The organism is Nocardioides antri, assembly GCF_008373765.1.
Classification (GTDB): domain Bacteria; phylum Actinomycetota; class Actinomycetes; order Propionibacteriales; family Nocardioidaceae; genus Nocardioides; species Nocardioides antri.
Genome location: NZ_VUJW01000011.1, coordinates 1 through 21,826, shown reverse-complemented (window position 1 = coordinate 21,826; position 21,826 = coordinate 1). Strand labels below are relative to the sequence as shown.

At 69.9% G+C, this 21,826-nt stretch carries 19 protein-coding genes and 2 tRNA genes; 16 read left to right on the top strand and 5 right to left on the bottom strand.

Annotated features, from left to right (window positions below):
• The first annotated feature begins 1 nt into the window (after nucleotide 1).
• Complete coding sequence (gene zwf, locus F0U47_RS17430) at nucleotides 2-1,435, top strand: glucose-6-phosphate dehydrogenase (protein ID WP_149751758.1); 1,434 nt, start codon at nucleotides 2-4, stop codon at nucleotides 1,433-1,435.
• A gap of 3 nt (nucleotides 1,436-1,438) precedes the next feature.
• On the opposite strand, the gene F0U47_RS17425 is transcribed toward zwf, so the two are convergent.
• Both F0U47_RS17425 and F0U47_RS17420 read right to left on the bottom strand, forming a co-directional pair.
• Complete coding sequence (locus F0U47_RS17425) at nucleotides 1,439-2,950, bottom strand: flavin-containing monooxygenase (RefSeq protein ID WP_149751757.1); 1,512 nt, start codon at nucleotides 2,948-2,950, stop codon at nucleotides 1,439-1,441.
• Nucleotides 2,947-3,828, bottom strand: coding sequence for a 3-methyladenine DNA glycosylase (locus F0U47_RS17420; protein ID WP_306439309.1), 882 nt, complete (start codon nucleotides 3,826-3,828; stop codon nucleotides 2,947-2,949). The genes F0U47_RS17425 and F0U47_RS17420 overlap by 4 nt, the downstream gene beginning before the upstream one ends.
• A 250-nt stretch (nucleotides 3,829-4,078) precedes the next feature.
• Between F0U47_RS17420 and F0U47_RS17415 the strand changes: the two genes are divergently transcribed.
• From F0U47_RS17415 to F0U47_RS17375, 9 genes are all read left to right on the top strand, one after another.
• Complete coding sequence (locus tag F0U47_RS17415) at nucleotides 4,079-6,445, top strand: CARDB domain-containing protein (RefSeq protein ID WP_149751756.1); 2,367 nt, start codon at nucleotides 4,079-4,081, stop codon at nucleotides 6,443-6,445.
• A gap of 49 nt (nucleotides 6,446-6,494) precedes the next feature.
• Entirely contained in the window at nucleotides 6,495-7,316 is an 822-nt protein-coding gene (locus tag F0U47_RS17410; protein ID WP_149751755.1) for a fumarylacetoacetate hydrolase family protein, read from the top strand.
• A gap of 5 nt (nucleotides 7,317-7,321) precedes the next feature.
• Nucleotides 7,322-8,785: a glutamate--tRNA ligase gene (gene gltX / locus F0U47_RS17405; RefSeq protein WP_438362083.1), complete on the top strand. Its 1,464-nt coding sequence runs from the start codon at nucleotides 7,322-7,324 to the stop codon at nucleotides 8,783-8,785.
• Nucleotides 8,772-9,704 (top strand): CPBP family intramembrane glutamic endopeptidase, encoded by a 933-nt coding sequence (locus tag F0U47_RS17400; RefSeq protein WP_246159680.1) that lies wholly within the window; start codon nucleotides 8,772-8,774, stop codon nucleotides 9,702-9,704. Before gltX ends, F0U47_RS17400 begins: the two co-directional genes overlap by 14 nt.
• Before the next feature lie 56 nt (nucleotides 9,705-9,760).
• A tRNA-Gln gene (locus F0U47_RS17395) sits at nucleotides 9,761-9,832 on the top strand.
• Nucleotides 9,833-9,925: 93 nt separating this feature from the next.
• Nucleotides 9,926-10,001: transfer RNA gene (locus tag F0U47_RS17390), tRNA-Glu, on the top strand.
• Nucleotides 10,002-10,112: 111 nt separating this feature from the next.
• Nucleotides 10,113-10,898 carry an acyl-CoA thioesterase gene (locus tag F0U47_RS17385; RefSeq protein ID WP_188111404.1) on the top strand — a complete coding sequence of 262 codons (786 nt, stop codon included), beginning with the start codon at nucleotides 10,113-10,115 and terminating at the stop codon, nucleotides 10,896-10,898.
• 19 nt (nucleotides 10,899-10,917) lie between these two features.
• Nucleotides 10,918-11,940: an NADPH:quinone reductase gene (locus tag F0U47_RS17380; protein WP_149751752.1), complete on the top strand. Its 1,023-nt coding sequence runs from the start codon at nucleotides 10,918-10,920 to the stop codon at nucleotides 11,938-11,940.
• A gap of 179 nt (nucleotides 11,941-12,119) precedes the next feature.
• Nucleotides 12,120-12,851 carry an AIM24 family protein gene (locus tag F0U47_RS17375; RefSeq protein ID WP_149751751.1) on the top strand — a complete coding sequence of 244 codons (732 nt, stop codon included), beginning with the start codon at nucleotides 12,120-12,122 and terminating at the stop codon, nucleotides 12,849-12,851.
• 39 nt (nucleotides 12,852-12,890) lie between these two features.
• Here F0U47_RS17375 and F0U47_RS17370 read toward each other — a convergent pair whose 3' ends face one another.
• A complete protein-coding gene (locus tag F0U47_RS17370) occupies nucleotides 12,891-13,391 on the bottom strand; it encodes a hypothetical protein (RefSeq protein ID WP_149751750.1) in 501 nt (166 codons plus the stop codon).
• Nucleotides 13,392-13,517: 126 nt separating this feature from the next.
• Here F0U47_RS17370 and F0U47_RS17365 point away from each other — a divergent pair, with 126 nt between their 5' ends.
• On the top strand, nucleotides 13,518-14,990 hold the full coding sequence (locus F0U47_RS17365) for an AlkA N-terminal domain-containing protein (RefSeq protein WP_149751749.1): 1,473 nt from the start codon (nucleotides 13,518-13,520) through the stop codon (nucleotides 14,988-14,990).
• Complete coding sequence (locus tag F0U47_RS17360) at nucleotides 14,987-15,469, top strand: methylated-DNA--[protein]-cysteine S-methyltransferase (RefSeq protein WP_149751748.1); 483 nt, start codon at nucleotides 14,987-14,989, stop codon at nucleotides 15,467-15,469. Before F0U47_RS17365 ends, F0U47_RS17360 begins: the two co-directional genes overlap by 4 nt.
• A 138-nt stretch (nucleotides 15,470-15,607) precedes the next feature.
• Here the strand turns inward: F0U47_RS17360 and F0U47_RS17355 are convergent, their stop codons facing one another.
• Together F0U47_RS17355 and F0U47_RS17350 are read right to left on the bottom strand one after the other, a co-directional pair.
• Nucleotides 15,608-16,078 (bottom strand): hypothetical protein, encoded by a 471-nt coding sequence (locus tag F0U47_RS17355; RefSeq protein ID WP_149751747.1) that lies wholly within the window; start codon nucleotides 16,076-16,078, stop codon nucleotides 15,608-15,610.
• A 26-nt stretch (nucleotides 16,079-16,104) separates the two neighbouring features.
• Nucleotides 16,105-16,827 (bottom strand): IclR family transcriptional regulator, encoded by a 723-nt coding sequence (locus F0U47_RS17350; protein ID WP_109696101.1) that lies wholly within the window; start codon nucleotides 16,825-16,827, stop codon nucleotides 16,105-16,107.
• 121 nt (nucleotides 16,828-16,948) lie between these two features.
• Between F0U47_RS17350 and leuC the strand changes: the two genes are divergently transcribed.
• From leuC to F0U47_RS17330, 4 genes are all read left to right on the top strand, one after another.
• Nucleotides 16,949-18,346, top strand: coding sequence for a 3-isopropylmalate dehydratase large subunit (gene leuC / locus F0U47_RS17345; protein ID WP_149751746.1), 1,398 nt, complete (start codon nucleotides 16,949-16,951; stop codon nucleotides 18,344-18,346).
• 14 nt (nucleotides 18,347-18,360) lie between these two features.
• A complete protein-coding gene (leuD, locus tag F0U47_RS17340) occupies nucleotides 18,361-18,960 on the top strand; it encodes a 3-isopropylmalate dehydratase small subunit (RefSeq protein ID WP_149751745.1) in 600 nt (199 codons plus the stop codon).
• Nucleotides 18,961-19,166: 206 nt separating this feature from the next.
• Complete coding sequence (locus F0U47_RS17335; protein ID WP_149751744.1) at nucleotides 19,167-21,149, top strand: LTA synthase family protein; 1,983 nt, start codon at nucleotides 19,167-19,169, stop codon at nucleotides 21,147-21,149.
• A 185-nt stretch (nucleotides 21,150-21,334) separates the two neighbouring features.
• Nucleotides 21,335-21,826: HU family DNA-binding protein (locus tag F0U47_RS17330; RefSeq protein WP_149751743.1), on the top strand; the 492-nt coding region annotated here is incomplete at its 3' end.

Here is a 21,826-nt window from a genome sequence, read left to right as displayed (position 1 = left end):
CATGAAACCTGTGACGGTCGTGCTCTTCGGAGCCACGGGCGACCTGTCGCGGCGCAAGCTGCTGCCCGGTCTTCTCCATCTGTTCGAGTGCACGCTCATCCCCGACCTGCAGATCATCGGCACGTCGCTGGACGAGTACACCGAGGAGTCCTTCATCGACTTCGTGCACGAGGCGGTGCAGGAGTTCTCGGGCAACGACGGCGACATGGCCGCCTGGTCGGAGTTCGCCAAGCGCCTGCACTGGGCGCCGGGCGCGGAGGGTCCGGCCGGGCTCCGGTCCGCGGTCGAGAAGGCCGAGGCCACGTCGGAGGGCGAGCGCACGAGGCTGCACTACCTCAGCGTTCCGCCGAAGGCGGCCCTCTCCGTGGTGAACACCCTGCAGGAGGCCGACCTGGCCAAGGGCAGCCGGATCATCATGGAGAAGCCGTTCGGGGTCGACCTCGCCTCCGCGCAGGAGCTCAACGGCAAGCTGCACCGGGTCTTCGACGAGTCGCAGATCTACCGCATCGACCACTTCCTCGGGAAGGAGGCGGCACAGAACATCCTGGCCTTCCGGTTCGCGAACGGGCTCTTCGAGCCGATCTGGCACCGCAACAACATCGACCACGTCCAGATCGACGTACCCGAGGAGCTCGGCCTCGACCAGCGTGCGGCGTTCTACGAGTCCACCGGCGCCTACAAGGACATGGTCGTGACGCACCTGTTCCAGGTGCTGGCCTTCATCGCGCTCGAGCCGCCGACCTCGCTGTCGCCGGACGCGATCAACGAGGAGAAGAACAAGGTCTTCCGGTCGGTGCTCCCGATCGACCCCGCGGACGTCGTCCGCGGCCAGTACCAGGGCTACCGCGACATCAAGGGGGTGGCGCGCGAATCGGAGACCGAGACGTTCATCGCCCTCAAGTGCTACATCGACAACTGGCGCTGGGCCGGCGTGCCGTTCTATCTGCGCACCGGCAAGCGGATGGCCGAGGGCGCACGGATCATCTCGATCGCGTTCAAGGAGCCGCCGCGGTCGATGTTCCCGAGGAACTCCGGTGTCGGCGACCACGGCCCCGACCACCTGACCTTCGACCTCGCCGACAAGGCGAGGATGTCGCTGTCGTTCTACGGCAAGCGGCCGGGGCCGGGCATGAAGCTCGACAAGCTCTCGATGCAGTTCGCGATGCAGGACACCACCTGGGCGGGCTCGGTGCTCGAGGCCTACGAGCGGCTCATCTACGACGCAGCCCGGGGTGACCAGACCCTGTTCACCTCCGCCGAGGGCATCGAGCGACTGTGGGAGGTCTCGGCCCCGCTGCTGGACGACCCGCCGATCGTCCGGCCGTACCGCCAGGGCAGCTGGGGGCCCAACCAGATCCACCAGCTCATCGCGCCGTTCGCCTGGCGGCTCCCCTTCGAGCGCCAGTGGCGGGACCCGAACGCGATGGACGGCTAGGTCTCAACCAGCGGCGGGGAGGGGCTGCTTCGCCGTACGGAACGTGTAGTCGTCGATCGGGAACCGCGCCGCCTCGCGGTGCGCGCTGATCGTCGAGGTGGGACGGAGCAGGACGGCCTCGCCGTGCTGGTTGAAGTAGTAGCTCCGCGCGGTGGCGCAGCTGCCGGCGCTGAAGACGGAGTTGCCGAGGAGCTCGGTCATCCGGTCGAGGAACGCGTCGTTGGCCTCCTCGGTCACCTCGAACACCTCGGCGTCCCGCTCACGCATCGCCGTGAGCAGTCGCTCCATGTGGGCCATCTGGGTCTCGATGGTCGTGAAGTAGGACAGACCTGAGTAGGAGTAGGGACTGTTGAGGGAGAGGAAGTTCGGGAACTTCGGGACCGTGATGCCCTCGTAGGCGCAGAACCGGTTGTCCCGCCACCACTTGCCGAGGTCGCGGCCCTCGCGGCCGACCACCCGGATCGCCGGGAAGTTGGCTTCCCAGAGGTTGAAGCCGGTGGCGAGAACCAGGACGTCGAGGTCGACCCGCCGTCCGTCCGTGGTGACGATTCCGCTCTCGTCGACGTGGTCGATCGCGGTGGTCTCGAGGTCGACGTGCGGCTTGAGGAAGGTCGGGTAGTAGGTGTTGGAGAAGGTCGGGCGCTTGCAGCCGAAGTCGTAGTCGGGTGTCAGCTTGGCGCGCAGCTCGGGGTCCTTGACCTGGCGCTTGAGGTGGCGCTCGCACGCGGCCTTGCCGATGGCGTTGGCCCACGGCATGTTCCGGTAGTGCAGCACGCCGGCGACCATCATCACCTCGAGGATCGACGTGCCCGCCAGGCGTGCGGCCTTCTGGGTCAACGGGACCTTCGCGAACGCGGCGCGCACCGGTCCGGGCACCTTGCCGTCGATCTTGGGGCTCACGTAGATGGGGGTGCGCTGGAAGACGGTGAGGTGACCGGCGACGTTGCCCAGCTTCGGGATGAGCTGTACGGCGGTCGCGCCGGTGCCGATGACGCCGATCCGCTTGCCCTCGAGCTCCACGTCGTCGTCCCAGCGGGTCGTGTGGACGACGTCGCCGGCGAACTCCTCGATGCCCGCGATGTCGGGCATCCGCGGCTGTGAGAGGAAGCCGGTCGCGGTGAGCAGGTAGCGGCCGCGCTCGACGGTGCCGTCCTCGAGAGTGACCTCCCAGACGGATGTGTCCTCGTCCCAACGTGCACCGTCGACGACCGTGCCGAAGCGCATGTGCCGGCGCAGGTCGTACTTGTCCGCGACGTGGGTCGCGTAGGCCTTGAGCTCCGCACCCGGCGCGAACAGCCGGGACCAGTGCGGGTTCGGCTCGAACGAGTAGGAGTACGTCGACGACGGGATGTCGACTGCCAGGCCGGGGTAGCGGTTGACGTGCCAGGTGCCGCCGAGGTCGTCCTCGCGCTCGAGGATCAGCAGGTCGTCGTACCCCATCCGGCGGAGCTGGATGGCCGCCCCCATGCCGCCGAAGCCGGCGCCGACGATGACCGCGTCGTGAACATGCGTCATGCCTTCGGAGGGTACGGCGTCATCGCGTCGCGCGGATCCGACTGTGGTCGCAATCTCGCAGTCCGATCGGTCAGCAGGCGCTCACACTCCTCGATCAGCCGTTTCCGCAAGGGCGCTCCGCGCTCGGCGAAGGCGCGCTGGGCGGCGACGTACTCCGCCTTGCCCTCCGGCGTCTCAATCCGCACGGGATCGAAGCCGAGCTCCGCGAGGTCGTAGGGCGCCGCCCTCATGTCCATCACCCGGATGTCCCACGCCAGCTCGAAGCAGTCGGCGACGAGGTCGGACGGGACCATCGGTGAGAGCCGGAAGGCGTGCTTGTAGAGGTCCATGCCGGCGTGCAGGCACGCCGGCTGCTCGTACGACGGCCGGTCGTCGCGGCCGGGGGAGAGGGTGTTGAGCGGGCGGGCCGGCTCGGTGAAGAAGCGGTAGGCGTCGAAGTGGGAGCAGGCGATCCGGTGCTGCTCGACGACGGCGTCGGTGCCGGCCGGGCCGAGCCGGAGCGGCCAGTCCGCGTGCCGGGTCTCGTCCTCGGTGAGCCGGTAGACCATCGCCCACTCGTGCAGGCCGAAGCAGCCGAAGTGCCCGGTGCGTCCGGCGGTCGCGGTGAGCAACCGGTGCAGCGAGCGGATGAGCGGAGCGCGTTCGGCGACGTACTCGGCGGTCACGGCCGGGTCCTGCCCGAACCCCGGCGTCCAGCGCCGCAGCTGCGACGGTCGGAACGAGTAGTAGGTGAAGAGGAAGTCGAAGACGGGGTGCTTCAACCCCGCGGAGCGGCGCTGCAGGTGCGGCGCCAGGTAGCGGTCGACGCGGGCGGCGTGAGCAGCGGCGCGCTCCCGCCAGACCGTCTCGCTCAGCACCTGCACGTCCCGCACCTCCACGAGGAGCCAGCCTAGGGACCGCGCCTCAAGTCGCGCTCAAGTGCCACCCAACCGGCCTTGGCAACGGTGGGCCTACCAGCCCTTCCGGCCCGGAAGGGAGCCCATCGTTCCGAGGGATGAATCTTCGGCGGAGCTCGCGCTCGGAGCCGTCCAAGTGGGATGCGACGTCGACCTTCGTCTGTTTGCCTCGGCACGCGCGCCCGACTCGGTGACGGGCTCGGCAACTTCCGTCAGCTCTGGAGATCACACGATGAACCCCCGTTCCACCGCCAGGTCGCGTTACCGCGCGGCCCTCGCGGCCGGCGCCGTCACCGCCGTCGTCGGCACGCTGCTGGCTCTCGCGCCGACCCCGGCCGAGGCCGCCGGCCGGGCCGACCTCCGCGTCTCGAAGGCCAGCGTCGACAAGACGACGGTCGTCGAGGGCGCCCAGGTCACGGTCACCCACACCGTCCAGAACCGCGGCCGGCGCAAGGCCGGCCCGACCACGACCCGCGTCTACCTGACACCCGACGCCTCGGCGAGCCTGGAGGAGCGGCGCCGGAGCCGCACCAACCCGCGCTCCGCGCTCACCGACCTCCGCCTCGTCGGCAGGGCGACGGTCCGGTCGATCGTCCCCGGCGCCCGGCGCCGCGTGGCTGCGGTCAGGTTCACGGTGCCGGCCGGCGTCCCCGCCGGCAGCTACACGGTGCTCGTCTGCGCCGACGACTACGGCAAGGTCCGTGAGTCGGAGGAGGGCAACAACTGCCTGCCGGCGACGAGGACGCTGGCGGTCAGGGAGGCCGTGGGCACCGAGGGCGACCTCTCGGTCCAGACCTTCGCCGAGACCTACCGCTGGCCGGACGACGAGCAGGACTCGCTCAGGTTCGTCAAGATCTTCTGCAACAGCACCTACCCGGTGAAGCGGTACACCCTCGACGGCGCGCTCGGAAGCGTGCGCGCGTTCCTCGAGGCGAAGGCGCCCGGCGGGATCGCCGACCTGCGGTCGTCGGGCCAGGCGGACACGCCCGAAGAGGCGCAGAAGACCGCCGCAGGCGCCCTGACCGGCGGCTCGCCGGGGCTCGCCCTCGCCGCGCTGCTCGAGGCGCACCGGCTCCAGCCGAGCCGGGGAACCCACCTCGTCAACGCCGCAGCCCTGGCCACGTCCGTCGGTCTCCCGAACGAGGCGATCGCCCTCCTCGACGCGGCGATCGGCCGCGACTTCCTGCGGGCGCCGCTCGGCATCCCGCACGAGGCGACGGCTGCCGTCATCCGCGGCCAGGCGCTGGTGATGACCGGCCGCCTCGACGCCGCCGACAGGCTGTTCCTGGCCGCCAAGCAGCTCGCCCCCCTCCTCTCGGAGGCGGACGCCGGCCTCGCCACGGTGGCTGCGTGCAAGGGCAAGGACGCGATCGCGACGCGCTACATCCGGCGCAGCCGGCAGCGTTCCGACGAGGAGGTCCCCACGACCCCGCCGACCAAGGACCCCGTCCGGCCCGATCCCGACATCGACATCACCCGGGGCGAGGCCGTGCCGCTGCGCCAGCTCCCGATCGCGGAGACGCCGGCCCAGGCGGCGCGGATGCGCGACGTCTACTGGGGCATCGCGCAGGGCTTCCAGGCCGAGATCCAGGCCAACATCGACGAGGCCAACCGCCTCGAGCGACACCTCCGGGACACCGACGACGCGCGCACCCGCGCGGAGATCGACCGGCGGGACTCGATCTTCAGCCTCCTCTACAGCACCCACCTCGAGGGAGAGGTGGAGACCGCCCAGCAGGCGCTCTTCGGCGAGATCGACAAGCTCACCGAGATCAACGAGGACTTCTGGGGCGGCGGCACAGGGGAGGTGCCGTACACCTACCGCGAGCTGAGCGAGGACGCCTGGGCCGCCTGCGAGGGCTCCAACGACCCGAACTGCTTCGAGATCGAGATCAACAGGACGTGTCGACCGGCGCTCAGTTCGGCGCACGTCCGGTGGCGGACACGGATCCTCGCGGCACAGGACAGGGCGAACACGTACTTCGAGATCTGGTCGAAGCTGATGACCGGGTACGCCGCCAACCTCATCGACGAGGAGGCGCACCAGCTCGCGCTGAACCGCATCGACGGTCTCGAACGGGGCGTCTACGCCCTGCTGGTCCAGCAGGCCCAGTTCTGGTCGCACAACGTGAACCTCCACAAGGACCACTGCGTCGAGCCGGTCCCTGCCGAGATCCTCAGCCCACCGCCCAACGTGGACGTGCAGTCGCCGGGGGCGTGCGAGGCAGGCCTGAAGAACCTGTCGCTGAAGGCGTCGCTCGGTCCGACGTCGCTCAAGGTCAGCTGCGAGCGGATCGAGCAGTCGTTCTCGGCGGAGATCCTGCCGCTGCTGAACGTGTTCGTGGACGTGAAGTTCGACTTCCGCACGGGCAACGTCTCCTTCTGGGCCGGCGCGAAGGGCGGTGGCAAGCTGGGCAACGTCGTCGACGCAGGGTTCAAGTCCGGCATCTACGTCAAGGTCGACCAGCAGGGCGAGCTCGTCGACACCGGCTGGCGGGTAGGCCCCAGCGTCAAGGTCGTCGGCGGGAACGCCGAGTTCACCGCCTACAAGGACGAGATCGACCTGTCCTTCACCTCCAGCCTGACCCCGGGGTACTGACGGCACTACTGGTCGGGGACGCACCGGGCGAGCCGGATAGGCTCGCCCGGTGCGCATCGCGAGATTCACGGCAGCCGACCACGGGCAGAGCGAACCGGCGTACGGGGTGGTCACCGGCGACCTGGACCAGTTCGGCCAGCCGACCGAGGACGCGGTGGTCGTGGAGCTGGCCGGCGACCCGATGTACGTCGGCATGAGGGTGCTCGAGAAGGAGCACCGGTTCGCCGACGTGAAGCTCCTCGCGCCGGTGCTGCCGCGCAGCAAGGTCGTGGGCGTCGGCAAGAACTACGCCGCGCACGCCGCGGAGATGGGCGGTGACCAGCCCGCCGAGCCGCTGCTGTTCCTCAAGCCCAACACCAGTGTGATCGGGCCGAACGACGACATCCTCTACCCGCCCCAGACCTCGCACCTCAGCTACGAGGGCGAGGTCGCGGTCGTGATCGGCAGGATCTGCCGCGACGTACCTGCGGAGCAGGCGACCGACGTCATCTTCGGCTACACGATCGCCAACGACGTGACGGCCCGCGACCTGCAGAAGACGGACAACCAGTGGGCCCGGGCGAAGGGGATGGACACCTTCTGCCCGCTCGGCCCTTGGATCGAGAACGACCTCGACCCGCAGGCGTTCATCGACGGCCGGCGGGTGCAGACCTTCCTCAACGGCGACGTGGTCCAGGACGGCACCACGGCCGACATGTCGTGGAACATCCCGGACCTCGTCGCCTACATCTCCGCAGCGATGACGCTGCTCCCGGGCGACGTCATCCTGACCGGGACGCCGGAGGGCGTGGGCTCGATGGACCCCGGCGACGAGGTCGAGGTCTTCGTGGAAGGACTAGGAGCACTGACGAACAAGGTGGAACGACGATGAGCCCCATGAGCGCAGTCAGGGTGCGGATGGCACCCTCGCCGACCGGCAGCCCGCATGTCGGTCTGGTGCGCACCGCCCTCTACAACTGGGCGTTCGCGCGACACCACGGCGGCACGTTCGTGTTCCGGATCGAGGACACCGACGCGGCTCGCAACACCGACGAGTCCTACGACGCGCTCATCGAGCTGATGCGCTGGCTCGGTCTCGACTGGGACGAGGGGCCGGAGGTCGGCGGTCCCCACGCGCCGTACCGCCAGAGCGAGCGGGGCGACCTCTACGCCGACGCGCTCGACCGGCTCCGCGCGTCGTCGTACACCTATGAGTGCTACTGCACCAACGAGGAGGTCGACGCCCGGCGCAAGGCCTCCGGCTCCAAGGTGATGGGCTACGACGGTTTCTGCCGCGAGCTCACGTCCGAGCAGGTCGCCGCGTTCCAGGGCGAAGGCCGAAAGCCCATCGTGCGGTTCCGGATGCCGGACGGCACCATCACCTGGGACGACCTGGTGCGCGGCGAGATCAGCTTCGAGACCCAGTTCGTCCCGGACTATGCCCTGTGCCGCGCCAACGGCGAGCCGCTCTACACGCTGGTCAACCCGGTCGACGACGCCCTGATGGGGATCACCCACGTTCTCCGGGGCGAGGACCTGCTGTCGTCGACGCCGCGCCAGCTCGCGCTGTACGACGCGCTGATCGCCCTCGGCATCACCGACTCCACGCCGCGCTTCGGCCACCTGCCCTACGTGATGGGGGAGGGCAACAAGAAGCTGTCCAAGCGGGACCCGCAGGCGCACGCGCTGGCCTACCGGGACGGCGGCTTCCTCCCCGAGGGGCTGCTCAACTACCTCGCCCTGCTCGGGTGGGCGATCGCCCCGGACCGCGACGTCTTCTCGATGGCGGAGATGGTCGAGAAGTTCGACATCGGCGACGTCAACCCCAACCCGGCCCGCTTCGACCTCAAGAAGGCCGAGGCCATCAACGCCGCCCACATGCGGCTGCTGTCGGTCGAGGAGATCACCCACCGGGCGCTGCCGTTCCTCAAGCGCGACGGCGTGGTCGGCGACCCGGTCCACGACGCCGACGCGCAGCTCCTCGAGCTCGCCATGCCGCTCGTCGCCGAGCGCATCAACAAGCTGACCGAGGCCTCGGACATGCTCGGCTTCCTGTTCGTCGACGACGACGCGTTCGCCGTCGACCCGGCCGATGCCGAGAAGCTGCTCGACGACCAGGGCTTGGAGGTGGTCAAGGCGTCGTACGACGCGCTGGCGGACCTCCACCCGTGGTCGACCGACGCGATCCAGACCGCGCTCCAGCAGGCGCTGGTGGAAGGTCTCGGGCTCAAGCCGCGCACCGCGTTCGGTCCGGTGCGGGTCGCGGTGACCGGCAGGCGGGTGTCCCCGCCGCTGTTCGAGTCGATGGAGCTGCTGGGCCGCGACCGCAGCCTGGGTCGCCTGCAGCGTGCCCTCGGCTGACGCCGGCGCGCGACTGCGCTACCACCAGCTGCACCGCCTCGGCCGGGCCGGCTGGGGCCGGGCCCTGCTGGGCGTGCTCGGGATGGTGGTGGCGCTCCTGCTCGTGGTCCCGGGGCTCCTCGTCCAGGGCTACGACCTGATCGGTGAGCCGTACGGCCAGGACAGCATCGACCCGTTGACGCCGGTCGGCCTGGTCGTGGTCTGCCTGAGCCTGGCGGCGGCCGTGCCGGTCGTGATCCTCGCCACCCGGCTGGCGCAGGCACTGGACGGAGGTTGGGTCGCGTCCGTGGTCGGCCGGATCCGCTGGCGCTGGCTCCTCGTCTGCGTGGTCCTGTCGGTCGTGGCACTCGGCGCGGCCCTGGCGGTGGCGATGGTGCTGCCCGAGAGCGGTGGTGCCGCAGTCGACGGCGGTGTCAACGAGATGACCGACCGGACGGTCGCGTTCGCCCTCATCGTGCTGCTGCTGATCCCGCTCCAGGCAGCGGGGGAGGAGTACGCGTTCCGCGGCTACCTCACCCAGGCCGTCGGCGGCGTGGTGCCGGGCCGGGTGGGCACGGCGGTCGCGGTCGGCGTACCAGCGCTGCTGTTCGCCCTCGCGCACGGCGTCCAGGACCCACCGGTGTTCATCGACCGGTTCGCGTTCGGGCTGGTGGCCGGGGCGCTGGTGATCGTGACCGGCGGGCTGGAGGCGGGCATCGCCATGCACGTCCTCAACAACTGGGCGTTCTTCGGCCTGTCGCTGCTCTTCGGCGACATCACCGAGGCTCTCGCGCCGGTCGCCGGCACGTGGTGGCTGTTGCCCGGGACCCTCGTCCAGTCGCTGACCTACCTCGGCCTGGTCGCCTGGATCGCCCGCCGGCGGCGCCTCGAGACGTCCGCGCCGGTGGGCGTTTTGGAGGCGAAACGACCCCGCGTGTAAGGTTTCTCGTCGGCTCCCGGAGCTTCGGGGAAGGGCGCTGAACACCAGTAAAACAATGGTCTATGGTGTAATTGGCAGCACGACTGGTTCTGGTCCAGTTAGTCTAGGTTCGAGTCCTAGTAGACCAGCGAGTTCTCGCGTGAACAGGCTCTGGACGGCTCCGATTTGGCCGGTCCGGACGGGGATCGCTAGAGTTCCGCAGGTTGCTCACGAGCAACCACGCCCCCGTTGTGTAGCGGCCTAGCACGCCGCCCTCTCAAGGCGGTAGCGCCGGTTCGAATCCGGTCGGGGGTACCAACGAAGGATCCGGACCTGACTCAGGTCCGGATCTTCTTCGTTTTTACGGCCGCCCGATGAGTGACCCATCTGACTATGGCTTCTCCAAGTCAGGTCCGCTACGCTGGCAGCATGGCGGTCTCGACGAACTCCGAACCTGCCACCTCCGCGTCGCTGTTGGTCGAGGAGGAGTGGCTGGCCTGGCCCGGCATGCACGGCGGGCGCGTCATGGCGCTGTCCGCCGGAGTGGCGACCGGGCTGGTGGACGGTCTACCACTGCGCGCCATGAGCACTCGCTTCCTCGGCGCCGTCCGACCCGGCCCGGTCGAGGCGGCGGCGGTGCTCGACCACGCCTCGCGGTCGTCGGCCACGGTGACGGTGTCCCTGTCGCAGGACGGAAGGATCACCACGCTCTCGACCTGCTCGTTCACGGCGAGCACCGGAGAGATCGTCGTGCCCGCGCGTCCGGCTCCCGAGGTGCCGCCTGCGGAGGAGTGCAACGACTTCCGCGAGGCGGAGCTGCTGTATCCCTTCGCCCGCAAGCTCGACATCAGGCCTGCGACCGACATCCTGCCGTTGAGCGGCGCGTCTCGTGCTGAGCTGACCGCATGGCTTCGCCTGCGAGAGCCAGAGAGCCCCCTGTCGACGATGCTCACGCTGGCGGACGCGATGCCTCCGGGCGTCTACGCCGTGCTCGACATGCCGGTGCCGGTGCCCTCGCTCGAGATCTCGGTGCACCTCCACCGGCCGCCGACGACGGAGACCCTCCTCACGGGCTGGACGCTCGCCCAGCAGAGGAACGTGCAGACGGGTGCGGGCATCTCGATCGACGAGTGCGACATGTGGGACGAGGACGGTCGGCTCGTCGCCCAGAGCCGTCAGCTCAGACGCGTGCTCGAGAACGGCAGCCTCACGTGAGCTGCACCTGGAGCGCGGCATGAAGGCGGTCGTCTACCGACAGAACGGTCCGTCTTCGGTGCTCGAGGTGTGCGAGCGCCCGCAGCCCCGGGTCGCCCACGACGAGGTCCTCGTGCGGCTGGCGCGGGCAGGCGTCAACCCGACTGACTGGAAGGGTCGCCTCCTCTCCCCGCCGGCGTTCGACGAGGTCACGCCGGGCGAGGACGGCGCTGGCACCGTCGTCGAGGTCGGACCCGGCGTCGGCAGCCATCAGGTCGGAGACCGGGTCTGGGTCATGCTCGCCCAGCACGAGCGCCCCTACGGGACCGCCGCCGAGCTGGTCGCGATCCCGGAGCGGCGGGCGGTTCCGCTGCCTGACGCAGCCTCGTTCGACCTCGGTGCATCGCTCGGGATCCCCGCCGTCACCGCGCACTGCGCGTTGACGAGCGGTCGCGTCTCCGAGCTCGGTCCCGACGCCTTGCGCGACCAGTGGGTCCTCGTCGCCGGCGGTGCCGGAGCGGTGGGCAACGCGGCGATCCAGCTCGCCCGATGGGCGGGTGCAACCGTCATCGCAACGGTGAGCAGTCCCGCGAAGGGCGCACTCGCGACTGCTGCGGGCGCCCACCACGTGCTGGACTACCGCGAGCCCGACACCACGGCGGAGATCGCGGCCCTCGCCCCGAGCGGCATCGACCTCGTCGTGGAGGTCGCGCCGGAGGTGAACCGCGATCTCGACCTGCAGGTGATCGCCAACGGCGGCACGATCGCTGTCTACGGCACCGAGGGCGGCCCGACGGTGTCCATCCCCGTCCGGGACGCGTGGTCGAAGAACTGTCGCTACCGCTTCCTCCTCGTCTACGAGCTCGAGGAGCGCGACTTGAGGGCGGCCGCCGACGCCATCAACGCGGCGATCGCCGACCAGGCGTTCGACGTCGGCGAGCACCACGGCCTGCCGCTGCGTCACTTCGACCTGGAGCAGACCGCAGACGCCCACGACGCCGTCGAGGCCGGCGTGGTCGGCAAGGTCCTCATCGATCTCGACTCAGCTCCTCGGTCGAGCTGAGGTCCCACGACCCGGTGGTCGAGCTCCCCTCGGGGAGCCGTTGTGGATAGTCCTCGAGGACGATGCCGATTCTGGTGTGCGCATGAAATCTTCGGGGTAGACATGACCCGTCCGGGTCCTCGAGGCCCGGGCTTCTCGGGGTCTGACCACCGTCATCCCACCAGAAGTGAGACACCCCCATGCGCAGTGATCTGTTCGCCCAGGAGAACCACGAGGTCGAGGGCCCGGGCAACTTCGTCAAGCAGAACTCGAAGATGATGAAGATCGAGCTCTCCCAGGGCAGTGTGAAGGCGCTGCAGGGAGCGATGGTCGCCTACCAGGGCGACGTCCGGTTCGACGCCCAGGGCGCCGGCGGCGTCGGCAAGTGGATCAAGCAGAAGGTGACCGGCGAAGGCCTGCCGATCATGCGGATGCAGGGCACCGGCGAGATCTTCCTCGCGAAGCTCGGCATGGACGTGCACGTCATCGAGCTCGAGAACGACTCGATCTCGGTCAACGGGGCGAACATCCTGGCCTACTCCGAGTCGCTGCAGGACGACATCCAGCTCGTCCGTGGTGCGGGCATGATGTCCGGCGGCCTCTTCAACACCACCCTGAGCGGCACCGGTCAGGTCGCGCTCGTCACCGACGGCCCGCCGCTGCTGCTGCAGACCCACGAGGCTGCGACCTTCGTCGACCCCGACGCCGCGGTGTGCTGGTCGGCCGGCCTCCAGATCCAGCTGAAGACCGACATCGGGATGAAGGCGCTGATCGGGCGCACGTCGGGCGAGGAGTTCCAGCTCGGCTTCCACGGCCAGGGCTTCGTGATCGTCCAGCCGAGCGAGAACATGCGGTTCGGCGGTGCCCAGGACGGCGGTCAGCAGGTCCAGCAGCAGAGTCCGCTCGGCGGTCTCGGCAACCTCCTGCGCTGACCCGCTCGTCGGCCCTGGCCGCAGTGCCTGCCGGGTCCGCTAGGAGTCGGCCTTCTTCGCCGGAGCCTTCTTCGGAGGTGCCGGCTTCACGGGCGCGTTCTTCGTCGCGGCGGCCTCGGCCCTGGCCGTCACCCGGGAGGCACGCGTCTTCGGGGGAGTGGGGTCGGTGCCGACCACGGCGAAGACCGGTGCGGTGACCCGCTCCAGGGCGGTGACCGCGTCGGCATGGCGCTCGGCCAGCGTGGCGACGACCGAGGCGAGCTCCGACTGGGCCTCGGCCAGGGTCGCCACCGTCTCGGCGAGCTCGCGCTGGCGCACGATGAAGTCCTGCAGCGGCTGGGCGGTCGCGCCGGCCAGGCCGGTGATGGCGCCGGCCATGCCGGCCACCGCGCCGGCGAGGTCGCCGACCTGGCGCACCAGCTCGTCGGGCTGGGTGACGCCCGTGACGGCGGTGTTCCGCACGGTGCGCAGGGTGTCTCCGGCGAGCTTGAGTGCGACCTGCTGCGACTTGACGAGCAGGTCGATCGGGTTCTCCACCATGGGCCCAGGGTGGCAGAAGTGCGCGTCGCTGCGCGGGACGTCGCTCGATCGCCTCCGTGAGGCTGCCCCAACGGCTGTGTCCGATTTCCGCGAGAAGATGTCGGCGGCGCCGTACAGAATGAACGCATGACGACGACCATCGCTGGGATTCCGGGGCTCGACACCGAGTCCTGCTACGCCGCGGTGAAGTCGCGCGACCGCCGCTTCGACGGGGTGTTCTACATCGCCGTCCGGACCACCGGGATCTACTGCCGCCCGTCGTGCCCGGCCCGGACGCCGGGGCTGCAGAACGTGACCTTCCACCGCAGCGCCGCGTCGGCGCAGGCGGCCGGCTACCGCGCGTGCAAGCGATGCCTCCCCGACGCGACGCCTGGCAGCCCCGACTGGGACGTCGCCGCCACGGTGGCCGGACGCGCGATGCGGCTGATCGCCGACGGCGTCGTCGACCGGGAGGGCGTGGACGGCCTGGCCCGGCGCCTGGGCTACACGACGCGTCACCTGTCGCGGGTGCTCACCGCCGAGCTCGGGGCGGGTCCGCTCGCCCTGGCGCGTGCCCAGCGGGCACAGACCGCGCGGGTGCTGGTGGAGACGACCGAGCTGTCGTTCGCCGACGTCGCGTTCGCGTCGGGATTCGCCAGCGTCCGCCAGTTCAACGACACCATCCGCGAGGTGTACGCCGCCACGCCGACCCAGCTGCGCGGCCGGCGTGGCGGGGCACGGACGCCAGGCGCGATCGAGCTGCGGCTGGCGGTGCGGACGCCGTTCGCCGGTGCCGCACTGCTGCGTTTCCTCGCGCCTCGCTCGGTCGACGGCGTGGAGGTGGCCGGTGACGGCTGGTACGCGAGGACCCTCGACCTGCCGCACGGCCCGGGCACGGTCCGGGTCGAGCTCAGCGACGTGCTCGACCCCGGGCAGACGGCGATGGTCCCGGCACGGTTCGTCCTCCACGACCTCCGCGACACCGCGGCCGCGGTCGCCCGGGTCCGCCGGCTGCTCGACGGGGACTGCGACCCGGTCGCCGTCGCCGACCACTTCGCGGGCGACCCCGTCATCGGGCCGCTCGTCCGGCGCCGCCCCGGCCTCCGGGTCCCCGGTCACGTCGCGGGCGACGAGGTGGCGGTCCGGGCCGTGCTCGGGCAGCAGGTGAGCGTCGCCGGTGCGCGGACGGTCGCGAGCAGGCTCGTCGCCGCCCACGGACGCCCGATTGACAGCGACGTGCCCGGGCTCACCCATCTCTTCCCCGACGCCGCGACGATCGCCGCGCTCGACCCCGAGCAGCTGCCGATGCCGCGAGCACGCGGCCGGGCGCTCACCGGCCTCGCCGCGGCGCTCGCCACGGGCGAGGTCTCCCTCGATCGTGGCCCCGACCGCGACGCCGTACGCGATGCCCTGCTGGCGCTTCCCGGCATCGGGCCGTGGACGGCCGACTACATCGCGCTGCGCGCGCTCGGCCACCCCGACGTGTTCCTGCCGACCGACCTCGGCGTGCGCCACGCCGTCACCGCACTCGGTGCGACGGCCGCCGACCCGGCGGCCTGGGCGCCGTGGCGCTCCTATGCCCTGCTACACCTGTGGACCTCACTGGAGGAGAGCTCATGACCTGGACCGTGATCGACTCACCGATCGGCGAGCTGCGGCTCGTGGCGCGCGGCGGCGCCCTGACCCAGATCGAGTTCACGCCGTTCCGGAACTCCGACGGCCGGCCGAAGGGCGACCGGGCCGACGACGACCCGGTCCTCGTCGAGGCCGCCCGACAGCTGCGCGACTACTTCGCCGGCGACCTCAAGGACTTCGACCTGCCGCTGGCGCCCGTCGGCAGCGCATGGCAGCAGTCGGTGTGGGACCAGCTGACGAGGATCGGCTACGGCGAGACGGCGTCGTACGGCCAGATCGCCGCCCGCCTCGGCAAGTCGAACGCCGCCTCCCGTGCCGTCGGCCTCGCCAACGGCGCCAACCCGATCCCGATCGTCATCCCGTGCCACCGGGTGATCGGGGCCAACGGCACGCTCATCGGCTACGCCGGCGGCATCGAGCGCAAGCAGGCGCTGCTGTCGTTGGAGCAGGACGCGTTGTTCTGAGCTCGGGCGGGAGACAGTTTCACCGGCCGGCCGGTGAAACTGTCGCTGGGAGTACGAAGGTTCATCGGCCAAGCGACAGTTTTGTACGCCCAGTAGTGGCTCGCCAAGCCAGAGGGCGCCCGTCGAGGGCTCGCCGCGTCAGGCGGACGGGACGATGTACCTCTGCAGCCGTCGGCGCTTGTAGCCATTGAAAGCCGAGCCCCACCACATGCGGCCGGAGAAGGTGTGCACCTGCCAGGTCGCGGTCTCGACAACCACGGGCTGCGTGCGGGACAGCCACTCAATGGCCGGCTGTGCGGACGCGGCCACGGTGGCGTCGGGTGGTGCGGTGTCGCACGCGATCACGGCGAAGGCTTCGATGGTCACCCAGCCTGCGGCCTTGCCGGCGCGCTCGATCGCATAGCTCGAGACATCGCGGGCGAACTGGCCGACGGAGAACGCGTCCGGCGGAAACGCTGCCACGACAGTGGTCAGGTGGATCCTCAAGAGCCTGAAGTCCTTGCGGTGGCCGACGAGCGCTCGCACCGGACCGACCTGTCCCCAGGTCACGTCGCAGCCGTCGGCCGCCATCCGCTGACCGACCTGTTCGACGTACTCCACCGGCGTCATGCGCGGAGGCTAACGAGGCAGCGAAGTCACTCCGCGGCGGCCCGCCGCAGTGACTCGGAGAGCCGCTCCGCGGCTGCGAGTACGGCGGGGGCGTGCATCCGGCCCGGCTGGCGGGACAGGCGCTCGAGCGGTCCCGACACCGACACCGCGGCGATGACCTTGCCGCCGGGGGAGCGGACCGGGGCGGACACCGAGGCCACGCCCTGCTCGCGCTCGCCGACGGACTGCGCCCAGCCCCGGCGGCGGATCGCGGAGAGCTCGGCCGCGGAGAACGCCGCGTTCTGCAGGCCGCGGTGGATGCGGTCCGGGTCGTCCCAGGCGAGCAGCACCTGGGCGGCCGACCCCGCGCGCATGGTCAGCTGCGATCCCACGGGGATGGTGTCGCGGAGGCCGGAGGGGCGCTCGGCCGCGGCGACGCACACGCGGTGGTCACCCTGGCGGCGCCAGAGCTGGGCGGACTCGCCGGTGATGTCGCGCAGGCGCGCGAGCACCGGGCCGGCGGTCGCGAGCAGGCGGTCCTCGCCAGCGGCGGCGGACAGCTCGGCGAGCCGGGGGCCGAGCACGAACCGGCCCTGCATGTCCCGCGCGACCAGACGGTGGTGCTCCAGGGCGACGGCCAACCGGTGCGCCGTCGGGCGCGCCAGACCGGTGCCGGCGACCAGGCCGGCGAGTGTTGCGGGCCCGGACTCCAGGGCCGTGAGAACCAGGGCGGCCTTGTCCAGCACGCCCACACCGCTCGAGTTGTCCATATGGCAATACTGCCGTCTCAGATCATGGGATGCAAGCGTAGGCTTGCCACAGCGAGCTGTGAGGGAGGTGAGACCCGTCACCCGAACGGCCGAGAACGAGTCGACAAGACAGGAGCGAGTCATGGGCAAGACCCTGGCGGAGAAGGTGTGGGACGAGCATGTCGTCCGATCGACGGCGGGGGAGCCTGACCTCCTCTACATCGACCTCCACCTGATTCACGAGGTGACCAGTCCCCAGGCCTTCGACGGCCTGCGGTTGGCGAACCGGAAGGTACGACGGCCCGACCTCACCCTCGCGACCGAGGACCACAACGTCCCCACGCTCGACTGGGACAAGCCCATCGCCGACCCGGTGAGCAAGACCCAGGTCGACACGCTTCGCAAGAACGCCGCCGACTTCGGCGTCCGCCTCCACCCGCTCGGTGACATCGAGCAGGGCATCGTGCACGTCGTCGGCCCGCAGCTGGGGCTCACCCAGCCCGGCATGACGATCGTCTGCGGCGACAGCCACACCAGCACCCACGGTGCGTTCGGCGCGATCGCGTTCGGCATCGGCACGTCCGAGGTCGAGCACGTGCTCGCCACCCAGACGCTGATGCAGGCCAAGCCGAAGACGATGGCGGTCACCGTCAACGGCAGCCTGCCGGAGGGCGTCACCGCCAAGGACCTCGTCCTCACCCTGATCGCCCACACCGGCACCGGCGGTGGGCAGGGCTACATCGTCGAGTACCGCGGCCAGGCCATCGAGGAGCTCTCGATGGAGGGCCGGATGACGGTCTGCAACATGTCGATCGAGTGGGGCGCGAAGGCCGGCATGATCGCGCCCGACCAGACCACCTTCGACTACATCGAGGGCAAGCCCGAGGCGCCGAAGGGTGCTGACTGGGGCGCCGCCGTCGCCCACTGGAAGACGCTGGTCACCGACGCGGACGCGGAGTTCGACAAGGAGATCGTGCTCGACGCCTCCACCATGACGCCGTTCGTCACCTGGGGCACCAACCCCGGCCAGGGCGTGCCGCTCGGCGCGAACGTCCCGAGCCCCGACGACTTCGAGGACCAGACCGACAAGGTCGCGACCGAGAAGGCGCTCGAGTACATGGGCCTCGAGGCCGGCACCCCGATGCGCGAGATCAAGGTCGACACCGTCTTCGTCGGCTCGTGCACCAACGGCCGTATCGAGGACCTGCGGCTCGCGGCCGAGATCATCAAGGGCCACAAGGTCGCCGAGGGCACTCGCCTGCTCGTCGTCCCGGGCTCGGTCCGGGTGCGCAACCAGGCGATCGAGGAGGGCCTCGACAAGGTCTTCATCGAGGCCGGCGCCGAGTGGCGGGGCGCGGGGTGCTCGATGTGCCTCGGCATGAACCCCGACCAGCTCGCGCCGCAGGAGCGCAGCGCCTCGACGTCCAACCGCAACTTCGAGGGCCGGCAGGGCAAGGGCGGTCGCACGCACCTGGTGTCGATCCCCGTCGCCGCCGCCACCGCGGTCCGGGGCACCCTGTCCTCGCCCGCCGACCTCTGAGAGGGACCAGTCCGATGGAGAAGTTCACCAGCCACACCGGCGTCGGCGTACCGCTCAAGCGCAGCAACGTCGACACCGACCAGATCATCCCCGCGGTCTACCTGAAGCGGGTGACGCGCACCGGGTTCGAGGACGGGCTCTTCGCCGCCTGGCGCAACGACCCGGCCTTCGTGCTCAACCAGGACTCCTACAAGAACGGTTCGGTGCTCGTCGCCGGCCCCGACTTCGGCACCGGCTCCTCGCGCGAGCACGCGGTGTGGGCGCTGCAGAACTACGGCTTCAAGGTCGTCCTGTCCGCCCGGTTCGCCGACATCTTCCGTGGCAACTCCGGCAAGGCCGGCCTGGTCGCCGCGCAGGTCGACGAGAAGGTCGTCCAGGCGCTGTGGGACTACCTCGAGGACAACCCGGGTGGCGAGATCACCGTCGACCTCGAGGCGCAGACCGTCAGTACGCCGGGCGGCGAGGTGCAGGACTCGTTCGACATCGATCCCTACACCCGCTGGCGCCTGCTCGAGGGCCTCGACGACATCGGGATCACCCTCGGCCACGACGACGCCATCACGGCGTACGAGGCGACCCGCCCGAGCTGGAAGCCCGTCACCCAGCGCGCCTGACGCCCAGACGGCCCACGCTGGCGACGCTCGCCGTCCGCCAGGGCACGAGCCTGCCGGTCTCGCTGCAGGTGCGCGAGCTGCACGCCGCGCTGCTGGCGCGGGCCGGGGAGTGCCGCGCGGCACAGGCGTCCTGAGCGATCCGGAGGCGACGCGCGACCTCTCGCCGATTCCTGTGGGACACCGGGTCGCAACTTACGATTGGCCGCGTGTCCACCTCCTCCGTCGCCGACCCGCCTGCGGAGGCAGGCAGCGACGACGAGGTCGACTCCGCGGTGATCGAGCCGTCGACGAGCGAGCCGGCCGAACCTACTGATCAGCCGCACCGCCCCACTGTCGTGGTGCGGCGGGGCGCGTTGTTGTCGCTCCTCGTGGCGGTGGTGCTGACCCTGGTGCTGGAGGTGTCGACCCTGTGGAGGGGCGAGCCGCAGTGGGTAGCGGACCAGTTCGTCATCTATGTCGGCTTCTACGTCGACACGTTCGTCGTTTGGCTGGCGTTGATGTTCCTGTGGTCGCTGATCGGGCGGCTGTGGTGGTCGATCGGCGTGCTCAGCGGGATCGTGCTGCCGATCGCCGCTGCCAACCGGGTCAAGATCCACCTCCGTGAGGAGCCGATCTATCCCAGCGACATCGACTTCCTGAGCGAGCCGGGGTTCCTGAGCGCGTTCGTCTCGCCGACCACGGCCGTGCTGATGGTGCTGGCGATCGCCCTGCTGGTCGGCGGTTGCGTGCTGGTCGGGCGGCGTCTCGCGCGGCGCTACCCCCGGCCGTCGTTGCGCAGCCTGCCGCGGGCGCAGGCTGTGGGGCTCGGGGTGACCCGCGCCGTCGTGCTCCTGGCGACGGCGACCCTGCTCTTCCAGACCACGAGGTTCAACGAGCCGGGCAACCTGTGGCGCGAGGTCTACGAGGTCCGTGGCGAGCACTGGCGCTACTGGAACCAGAAGACCAACTACCGCAGCAACGGCTTCCTCGGCGGCTTCTTCTACAACATGCCGATCTCGGCAATGGCCGAGCCTCCGGGCTACGACGAGGCCGCGATGGAGCGGATCACCGATCGCTACACGCAGGTCGCGGCGCGCATCAACCGCGGTCGCGCCGGCAGCCTCGACGACGTCAACGTCATCCTCGTGCTGAGCGAGTCCTTCACCGACCCGACGCAGCTCGACGGCTTCGAGCTGGAGCGCGACCCGATCCCGCGGATCCGGGGGACGATGGACGCGACGACGTCCGGCACGATGCTCGCCCACCTGTACGGCGGCGGCACGGCCAACATGGAGTTCGAGACGCTGACCGGGCAGTCGATCGCCCTGTTCCGGCCGCAGATGGTGTCGCCGTACCAGATGCTCGTCTCCGACTACGAGGACTACCCGTCGGCCGTCGGCTGGTTCAAGTCACAGGGCCACCAGGCGATCGCGATCCACCCCTACATGGTGGGGCTCTACAAGCGCGAGCAGGTCTACCGGACGTTCGGGTTCGAGGAGTTCATCCACGACACGTCGATGCAGTCGCAGGAGACGATCGACGACAACCCCTACATCGACGACGCCGCGGCGTTCGACGAGGTGCTGCACCAGATCGACGACAACGACGACCCGCTGATGATCAACCTCGTCACGATGCAGAACCACATCCCGGTCGACGGTCACTACGACGACCCGATCGGCGTGAATGGCATCGACGGCGACCAGGCCGACCGGATCGGCCAGTACGCACGGGGGCTCGAGCACACCGACGTCGCGCTGGAGGGCTTCCTCTCCGACCTCGAGGCCAGCGACGAGAAGTCGGTCGTGCTGTTCTACGGCGACCACCTGCCGGGCATCTACGACTCCGAGGTGAAGAGCGAGAACGACGACGACCTCAGGCTCTACCAGACGCCGTTCTTCGTGTGGAGCAGCGAAGGCAACGCGCACCGGCCGATGCCGTTGACGAGCCCGTCGTTCTTCCTTCCGCTCATCTACCAGGTCGCCGATGCGCCGGTGCCGCCGTACCTCGCGCTGCTCGACCGCGTGCACGCCCACGTGAGTGCGTTGCAGCAGGGCCGGATCATCACCAGCGATGGTGCCGAAACCCCCGCAGATGCGCTGGATCCGCGGTCCGCAGATTTGCTGGAGGACCTGCGTCTCGTGCAGTACGACTTCTCGATCGGCCAGCGCTACGCGACCGAGGATCTTTGGCCCGGCGCCGTCGATTGAGCCCAATTGGGCGCAAATTCGGTGAATTCGGCCCATTTCGAAGAAAAAACCCGCCGCATTGACGGCGTGGTCATTGTGAGGTCGGCCACGAATGCCTAGCGTGCCGAGGAAGGATGCCGGGCGGGGGCCCGGCACTAGACGGCCCCGGACCGGTCCAAAGCCGGGCCCAGGCGGAAGGACAGGTAGTGAACAAGTCTCAGCTCGTCGATGAGCTCGCGAAGCGCTACGACGGCAACCGGAAGGCTGCTGCCCACGCGCTCGACTCCGTGCTCGACACCATCACCCGCCAGGTCGCGAAGGGCGAGAAGGTCGCCATCACCGGCTTCGGATCGTTCGAGAAGGCCGTGCGCAACGCCCGTTGGGTCCGCAACCCGCAGACCGGCGACCGGGTCAAGACGAAGAAGAAGGCGGTGCCGAAGTTCAGCCCGGGCGCCGACCTCAAGAACGTCGTCTCCGGCGCCAAGAAGCTCCCGGCCCTGAAGAAGGCTGCGGCCCCGGCCAAGAAGGCTGCCGCTCCCGCGAAGGCCGTTGCGGCCAAGGCTGCGGCTCCTGCCAAGGCAGCGGCGAAGAAGACCACTTCCGCTCCGGCGAAGAAGACGTCGGCCAAGAAGACCAGCACCGCGAAGAAGGCGCCGGCCAAGAAGACCAGCACCGCGAAGAAGGCGCCGGCCAAGAAG